General features: G+C 69.5%; 6 protein-coding genes. 4 read left to right on the forward strand and 2 right to left on the reverse strand.

Features of this window, described 5'->3' with window-relative positions:
- Positions 1-505, forward strand: a 505-nt coding sequence (locus RMO30_RS11270; RefSeq protein ID WP_309713424.1) for an efflux RND transporter permease subunit, incomplete at its 5' end; no start/stop codon positions are given.
- On the opposite strand, the gene RMO30_RS11275 is transcribed toward RMO30_RS11270, so the two are convergent.
- Positions 506-1,438, reverse strand: coding sequence for an alpha/beta hydrolase (locus RMO30_RS11275; protein WP_309713427.1), 933 nt, complete (start codon positions 1,436-1,438; stop codon positions 506-508).
- A gap of 301 nt (positions 1,439-1,739) precedes the next feature.
- On the opposite strand from RMO30_RS11275, the gene RMO30_RS11280 reads away from it, so the two are divergent.
- Positions 1,740-3,629 (forward strand): DEAD/DEAH box helicase, encoded by a 1,890-nt coding sequence (locus RMO30_RS11280; RefSeq protein ID WP_309713430.1) that lies wholly within the window; start codon positions 1,740-1,742, stop codon positions 3,627-3,629.
- A 98-nt stretch (positions 3,630-3,727) separates the two neighbouring features.
- Positions 3,728-4,951: a DUF418 domain-containing protein gene (locus tag RMO30_RS11285; RefSeq protein ID WP_309713432.1), complete on the forward strand. Its 1,224-nt coding sequence runs from the start codon at positions 3,728-3,730 to the stop codon at positions 4,949-4,951.
- Here the strand turns inward: RMO30_RS11285 and RMO30_RS11290 are convergent.
- Positions 4,948-5,811, reverse strand: a complete 864-nt coding sequence (locus RMO30_RS11290) for a DMT family transporter (protein ID WP_309713435.1) — start codon at positions 5,809-5,811, stop codon at positions 4,948-4,950. The two genes, RMO30_RS11285 and RMO30_RS11290, sit on opposite strands and share 4 nt — an antisense overlap.
- A 139-nt stretch (positions 5,812-5,950) precedes the next feature.
- Here RMO30_RS11290 and RMO30_RS11295 point away from each other — a divergent pair.
- The coding region (locus RMO30_RS11295) for a 5'-nucleotidase C-terminal domain-containing protein (protein WP_309713438.1) at positions 5,951-8,170 on the forward strand (2,220 nt) is incomplete at its 3' end.

The following is an 8,170-nucleotide window of genomic DNA, read 5'->3' on the forward strand; positions in this document are numbered from 1 at the left end:
CGTCTACACGATCATGGTCGCGACGTTCCGGTCGCTGCGGCAGCCGCTGCTGCTGCTCGTATCGATCCCGTTTGCCGCGACGGGTGCGCTGCTGTTGCAGATCGCGTCGGGTGTGCCGTTCGGGATCGCGTCGATCATCGGGCTGCTCATGCTCGTCGGCATCGTCGTCACCAACGCGATCGTGCTCATCGACCTCGTGAACCAATACCGCGAGCGGGGGATGTCGGTTGCCGACGCCCTCCGCCACGGTGCGGCGCGACGCCTGCGCCCGATCCTGATGACGGCGATCGCGACCATCGCGGCGCTGACCCCGATGGCGATCGGCCTCACCGGTCAGGGCGGGTTCATCTCGCAGCCCCTCGGCATCATCGTGATCGGCGGCCTCATCTCGTCGACGGCGCTGACGCTGCTCGTGCTCCCCGCCCTGTACTCGCTCGTCGAGGGGGCGAAGGAACGTCGCGAGGCGAAGCGCGCCACCCACCACGGAGTTCACGCCGCCGGCTAGTTACTCGGCGGTCGCGCCGCCGCCCAGGGTGCGGTCAAAGAACGCGAGGATGCGCGACTTGAGGTCGTCGTCGAGGAGGGCGATCGAGTGCAGGGTGCCGTCCGCGACGAGGAACTCGACATCGATGCCGGCAGCGCGGAGGTCTTCGACGAAACGCTCCGACTGTGCCAACGGGATCTTCTCGGTCGTCGAATGCGCGATGAAGAACGGCGGATCGGATTCGTCGATGTGGGTACTGGGCGACGCGGGTTCGGCGCTCGGGCAGTCGGCGAACGTCGTGCACCCCAGGTACTCAAGGAGCAGCGGCGCGAAGTCGTCGGTCAGGTCGACGCCGGTGAGGTCGATCGGGGCGCTCAGGTCGGCGACGGCGGCGACTCGGCTGCCGACCCCGAGGTCGCCGCTGCCCGACGTCCCCAACAGTGCGGCGAGGTTGCCGCCCGCCGAACCACCGAAGACCCCGATGAGCTCCGGGTCGATGTCGAACCGTTCTGCCTGCTCGTCGGCCTTCAGCCAGGTGACCGCAGCCTCCACGTCGCGAAACCCTGCCGGAAACACCCACTCCGGCGCGAGGCGGTAGTCCACCGAGAACGCCGGGTAGCCCGCCGCCGCGAGCCAGGTGCAGACCGCACGCCAGCCGACGCTGTCTTTGGCTCCCTCCCGCCAGCTCCCCCCATGGATGATGAGGATGCCGGGCACGGCGGCGTCGGATGCGTCGCGGTCGGGCGGCAGGCAGGCATCGAGCAACAGGGGCACGCCATCGACCGCGCCATACTCAAGGTCGGGGATGACCGTCACGTCGGGATCGGTGGCGAGGTTGGTGCCGACCGCGTCGATCTGCGGGTCGATCGATCGGGCATTCGATCCCGTCGGCGCGCACGCGCCCAGCGTCAGCGCGGCTCCGAGAGCCACGAGGATGCCGACCGCCACGCGCATCCCGGAAGCCTAAGCGAACCGGCTATTTGCCCGAGATGGTCGACTATTGCCAGATGAAGTCGACCATCTCGGGCAAATAGCTCTCGTTCGTGGGCGCAATCCTGTATCGTCGCTAGGTCGGCTCTCGACACGCGGCATGGCCGCGAGCTCCAATGTTCAGTCGAGCGGGCCGGATCGCGACTCAGTCGAGGCGCGAGGAACTCCTCAGGAAAACGGCCCCGGTCCATGTAGCCCGGGTTCTCGACGGGCGCTTTTTCGCGCGCGTCGCACGCTGAACACGAGCAACGGAAGACACAGCAACATGCCCACGAATAAGAAGGGCGCGCCCGTGCGCGCCAGCAACAAGAACGCGACCGGCGGAGCCAAGAAGGCCCGCTGGAGCACCGAGCAGCGCGCCGCGCAGGGCAAGTCGCCCGTGCGTCCGCGCGGGACCGCCACCAGGCCGGTGCGTGAGCGCCAGGCCGACTCCTCGGAGCGTCGCGACGACGTCGAGCGCGGTCAGTCGACCCGTCCGAACTGGGAGCCGCGCGCCAAGGCCCCGCAGGCCGGAGGCCGCTTCGAGCGGTCTGACCGTCCGGCCCGCGACGGTTACGCCCCGCGTACCGACCGCGCGCCCCGCGAGGACCGCGGTTACGCGCCTCGCACGGAGCGTCCGGCCCGTGAGGGCTACGCGCCCCGCACGGATCGCGCCCCCCGCGAGGACCGCGGTTACGCGCCTCGTACCGAGCGCCCGACTCGTGACTACGCGCCCCGCACCGAACGTCCGGCCCGTGAGGGCTACGCCCCCCGTACCGACCGGGCCCCCCGCGAGGACCGCGGTTACGCGCCCCGCACGGAGCGTCCGGCTCGCGAGGGCTACGCGCCCCGCACCGAGCGCCCCCGTTACGACCGCGACGCCGCGCCGCGTCGCGACGGATACCAGCCGCGCGATCGCGACCGCACCGAGCGTCCCGCCTCGCACCAGACCGACGACGTCGTGCTCGCCCGCCTCGAGGCGCAGGCCGTCGATGTGACCGACATGCAGAGCACCGGATTCGGCGAGCTCGGTCTCGGCCAGAATCTGGTGCGGGTTCTCTCCGAACTCGGCGCCGACACCCCGTTCCCGATCCAGGCCGCGACCATTCCGTCGGTGCTCGAGGGTCGCGACGTTCTCGGCCGCGGCCGCACCGGATCCGGCAAGACGATCGCCTTCGGTGCCCCGCTCGTCGAGCGGCTGCTGCAGTCGCAGAAGGGTGCCACGGAGCGGCGCAAGCCCGGCCGTGCCCCGCGCGCGCTCATCCTCGCGCCGACCCGCGAACTCGCGCTGCAGATCGACCGCACGATTCAGCCGCTCGCGCAGAGCGTGGGGCTGTTCACCACGCAGATCTACGGCGGCGTGCCCTACGCCCGTCAGACCGGCGCGATTTCGCGCGGCGTCGACATCATCATCGGCACGCCCGGCCGCATCGGTGACCTGGTGTCGCAGGGCCGTCTCGACCTCTCGCAGGTCACGATCACGGTGCTGGATGAGGCCGATCACATGTGCGAGCTCGGGTTCCTCGAGCCGGTGCGTGAGCTCCTGCAGCGCACGTCGCAGGGCGGCCAGAAGCTGCTCTACTCGGCCACGCTCGACTCGGGGGTCGCGTCGCTCGTCGAGGAGTTCCTCGTCGACCCGGCCGTCTACGAGATCTCCGGTGAAGACCAGGCCTCGTCCGACATCCGCCACATCGCGTTCCTGCTCGAGCAGCGCGACAAGCAGGATGTGCTCATCGAGCTCGCTGCCGGCCCCGGCAAGAAGCTGGTCTTCGCGCGCACGCGTGCGTTCGCCGAGCAGCTCGCCGACCTTCTCGACGACGCGGGCATCCGCGCCGAAAGCATCCACGGCGACCTGAACCAGGCACGCCGCACCCGGGCGCTCGAGAAGTTCACGAGCGGCCGCGTTTCGGTGCTCGTCGCGACGGATGTCGCAGCCCGCGGCATCCACGTTGACGACATCGAACTCGTCATCCAGGCCGACGCGCCCGACGAGTACAAGGCGTACCTGCACCGCGCGGGCCGCACCGGCCGGGCCGGCAAGGAGGGCACCGTCGTGACCCTCGTGCCGCGCAACCGTCGTCGCAAGACCGAGGATCTGCTCGCTCGCGCTGAGATCACTCCCGAGTGGATCTCGGTGCGCCCGGGTGACCAGGCGATCGCCGACCTCGCCGGCTAAGCAACACCGAGCAAGATTGACGCATCCGCCGGTCGGGGGAGATCACCCACCCCCGACCGGCGGATTCGTCGTCTGCGGGGTGATGCCAGGCTGGGGGCATGACCGCCACCTTCGTCGCGCCCCGCCCCGCCGCCCTCACCGGGCGCGTCGTCGCTCCCGACCTGGCCCGCGGCGTGCTGCTGCTCTTCATCGCCATCGCGAACGCCCCGTTCTACCTGTGGGGCCAGGCCTCGGGAATGGTGTCAGCGCACCCGCCGGGTGCTTCGGGCGCCGATCTGGTCGTGCAAACGATCTCGCTCTTCGCGATCGACGGGCGGTCGTACCCGATGTTCGCGTTCCTCTTCGGCTACGGAATCTGGCAGCTCTACCGGCGCCAGGCAGAGGCGGGCGTCGACCAGCACACCGCGCGTCGGCTATTGCGACGCCGACACCTGTGGATGATCGCCTTCGGCGCGCTCCACGCCGCCTTGCTCTGGATGGGCGACGTCATCGGGGCCTACGGACTCGCGGGCCTCGTCATCGTCGCAATCTTCCTCGACCGGCGGGACTTTATCCTGAAACTGTGCGCCGGCATCCTTCTCGGGTTGGTCGCTCTGAACGCGATCGCGGCGTCGGTCGGGGCGGCGATGGTCGCCGCCTTTGTGCCACCAGAGACCCTCGATCTCGGGGAGTTCGACATCCGATTCGCCCAGGCCGAGCCGAGCTATCTGATCTCGATGGCGCTGCGCTTCGGCATGTGGCTCGCGGTGACGGGCTTGCAGCTGTTCGCTTTCATCATCCCGATCGCGATTCTCATCGCCCTCGTCGCGGCGCGCGCGGGAGTGCTTGAGGAGCCCGAGAAGCACCTCCCTCTGCTGCGTCGTACCGCCGTCGGCGGCATCGCGATCGCCTGGGGGTTCGGTGCGATCGTCGCCCTGCAGAACGCCGGTGTGTTCGGCATCCCGAGTTTCTACGACTGGGCGTTCGCCGGGTTCAACTCGATCGCCGGGCTGTGCGGCGCGCTCGGTTACGTGGCGGTCTTCGGACTCATCGCCGCGCGGGTTCGCACCCGCCCACCGGGCCTCGTGCGGGGTGCGCTGGAGGCGCTCGGTAAGCGGTCGCTGTCGGGATACCTCGCCCAATCGGTCGTCTTCGCGCCGCTCATGAGCGCCTGGGGGCTTGGGCTCGGCGCCCAGCTGTCGAGTTGGACGATCGCGCTCATCGCCGTCGCGACCTGGCTGGTGACGGTCGTGCTCGCCGCGGTGCTCGAACGCGCGGGCAAACGCGGCCCTGCGGAGTGGGCGTTGCGGCGCCTCGCCTACCCCCGCCGCCCGAGTAGTTAGGCGGGAATCGCCAACACAGCGGCGGAGGCCAGCGCGAGCACGAGTCCGACCCACTGTACGGGCGCGATCCGCTCCCGCAGCACGAGTGCGGCGAGGGCGATCGTGCCGCCCGGGTAGAGCGCGGCGAGCACGCTCATCACGGTGAGGTCGCCCATCCGCAGGCCGGTGAGGATGAGCACGTTGGCCGCCGCATCCGCAATTCCGCAGGCGACGATGAGCCCCCATGCGCCGCGCAACCCGGGGAACGGCGGAACCCCGCGCCGCCGGGCGATCACGAGCAGCACCCCGAGCACGACGAACAGGATCGACCCGGCTACGATGCGATTCGCGACGATCGGGTAGAGCCCAGAATCGGCGGGCGCCTGGTCGACGAAGATGAAGAAGCAGCCGATCAGCAGTCCCGAGAGCGTCGCGTAGACGACACCGCGCAGCCGCGGCCGAACGGCACCCTTCTCGGGCACGAAGCCGACGAGCACGATCGCGACGAGCACTCCGCCGAGAGCGACGTACCCCCACCAGGGAAGCCGCTCGCCGCCGACGAGCCCCCAGGTCATCGGCACCAGGGCCGAGAGCACCGCGGTGAGCGGCGAGAGGATGCTCATCGGTCCAATCGCGAGCGCCGCGTAGAGCAGAAAGATCGCCGCAGCCCCGGTGATGCCGCTCAGCCCGCCCCAGAGGAACGCGTCGAACGACGGCCGACCGGGCATCAGCAGCGTGGCTGGCAGCAAGACCACGAGGCCGACGAGCGCCGCGAAAGCGGTGACGACGACGGATGCCGTGCGCTTCGCGGCGAGGCCGCCGAAGAAGTCGGCGACGCCGTAGGTGAGGGCGCTCGCCAGTCCGATGACGATCGCCAGCACCCGTTCACGTTATCGGGGTTGTGATTCGAGTCGCGCCGACGTAGCGTCGAAGGCGGCCCCCGAACGGGGGTAACCCGACACCCGATCCATCCCGTCAGCCCCACCGCCGATTCCGGCCCCAACAGCGGAAGACACGATCATGTCGACATCCCCCCGTTCCGTACGCGCGCGCTTCGGTGTCGCCGCCCTCGCCGCCGCGGCGCTCGTCGTCGCCCCACTCTCGGCGTCACCCGCCTTCGCGGCCGATCCCGTCGAGGTGGATCTGCTCACCATCAACGACTTCCACGGTCGGATCGAGGCGGCCCCGCCCGTCGCCGGCGCTGCCGTGCTCGGCGGGATGGTGAACTCCTACCGCGCCGCCAACCCGAACACGATCTTCGCGGCCGCCGGCGACCTCATCGGCGCCTCGACGTTCACCTCGTTCATCCAAGACGATCAGCCGACGATCGACGTTCTCAACGAGATCGGGCTCGATGTGTCGTCGTTCGGCAACCACGAGTTCGACCAGGGTCGCGATGATGTCGACGACCGGATCCTCGAGGCGGCCGACTGGCCTTACCTCGCGGCGAACCTCTACGACAGCACCAGCGGCATCCCGGCCTTCGACGAGTACTCGGTCGTCGAGACCGGTGGGGTGTCCATCGGGTTCGTCGGTGCGGTCACCGAAGAGCTGCCGTCGCTGGTAAGCCCCGACGGCATCGCCAGCATCGAGGTGCGCCCGATCGTCCCCGAGGTCAACCGGGTCGCTGCGGCGCTCTCCGACGGCGACCTGGGCAACGGCGAAGCGGATGTCGTCATCCTGCTCGTCCACGAGGGGGCGGCGACCACATCCCTCGCGAGTGCGACCGACCCGGCATCGGCGTTCGGTGAGATCGTGACCGGCGCAAGTGCGGACATCGACGCGATCGTGTCCGGGCACACGCACCTTCAGTACGACCACGACGTTCCGATTGCCGGCACCGACCGCACGCGCCCCGTCATCTCGTCGGGCGAGTACGGGATCGCGTACGGGCACACGACGATCAGCGTCGACCCCGACTCCGGCGAACTGCTGTCGATCTCGTCGCAGATCCTGCCGGTCGTGACGTCGCCGCCCTACCCTCCCGACCCCGAGGTGGCCGCAATCGTCGCGGATGCCGCCGCGGTCGCGAACGTGCTGGGTGGCGTGTCGCTCGGGTCGATCTCGACAGACATCACCCGCGGCGTGCAGTCGAACGGAACGTCAGAGAACCGTGGCAGTGAGTCCACGATCGGCAACCTGATCGCCGACGCGCAGCTCGCGGCAACGCAGGATCTCGGCACGCAGCTCGCGGTCATGAATCCGGGCGGAATCCGCGCCGACCTGGTCTACGCGTCCTCGGGTGCGAACGATCCGGTGGGCAACGTCACCTACCGCGAGGCCGCTCTCGTGCAGCCGTTCGCGAACACCCTCGTGACGTTCGACCTCACCGGAGCGCAGGTGCGGCAGGTGCTCGAGGAGCAGTGGCAGCCGGCGAGCTCGAGTCGCCCGTTCCTCAAGCTGGGGCTGTCGACTGGGTTCGAGTACACCTACGACCCAACCGCCGCCGCGGGAGCGCGCATCACGTCGATGACGCTTGACGGTGCGCCGCTCGCTTCTGACGCGGTCGTGAAGGTCGTCGCCAACTCGTTCCTGGCCGCGGGAGGCGACAACTTCCTCACCCTCGCGCAAGGTTCCGGCAAGGCCGATTCGGGCCGAGTCGACCTCACCGCATTCGTCGACTACATCGGGGCCAACTCCCCGGTAGCTCCCGACCTCGCTCAGCGCGCGATCGGCGTGCGCCTGAGTGCGCCGTCGACATCCACCGGCTACCTGCCGGGCGAGCAGGTGACGCTGACGCTCTCGTCGCTGCTGTTCAGCAAGGCCGGGCCCGCCTCGGGAACCGCGTCGGTACTGCTCGGGAGCGACGTTCTCGGCACCGCACCGGTGACGTTCGCTATCACCGACGCCTTCGACGAGCAGGGAGCCGCGACGATCACGATCACGATCCCAGACGGGGTGACGGGTCCGCAGACGCTCACCATCGCCGGTCCGGGCGGTACCGAGGTCGGCGTGCCGATCCAGGTCGCCGAGCCCGTCGACACCTCGACCTTCGCCTGGCCCGACCGGTTCCTGGTGCGTCGCGGGTCATCGGTCGACGTGAACGTGTTCGTGCGCGCGGCCGACGGCACCGCTCCGATCGGGGAGGTCTCCCTATACAAGGGCGGTGTACTCGTTGGCACGGTCGCCCTGACCGCGGAGGATGGCGGAAGGGTCGAGATCCCGACCGGTTCCCTCGGCCGAGGCGTCCACGTGTTCAGCGTCCGGTTTGTCGGAGACGACGTCTACGAGGCGTCGCGC

It is taken from the genome of Pseudolysinimonas sp., from assembly GCF_031389465.1.
In the GTDB taxonomy this organism is placed as follows: Bacteria; Actinomycetota; Actinomycetes; order Actinomycetales; family Microbacteriaceae; genus Pseudolysinimonas_A.

Coding starts and splice junctions, on each gene's coding strand:
- RMO30_RS11275 (WP_309713427.1), bottom strand. CDS start 1,438: ATGCGCGTGGCGGTCGGCATCCTCGTGGCTCTCGGAGCCGCGCTGACG.
- RMO30_RS11280 (WP_309713430.1), top strand. CDS start 1,740: ATGCCCACGAATAAGAAGGGCGCGCCCGTGCGCGCCAGCAACAAGAAC.
- RMO30_RS11285 (WP_309713432.1), top strand. CDS start 3,728: ATGACCGCCACCTTCGTCGCGCCCCGCCCCGCCGCCCTCACCGGGCGC.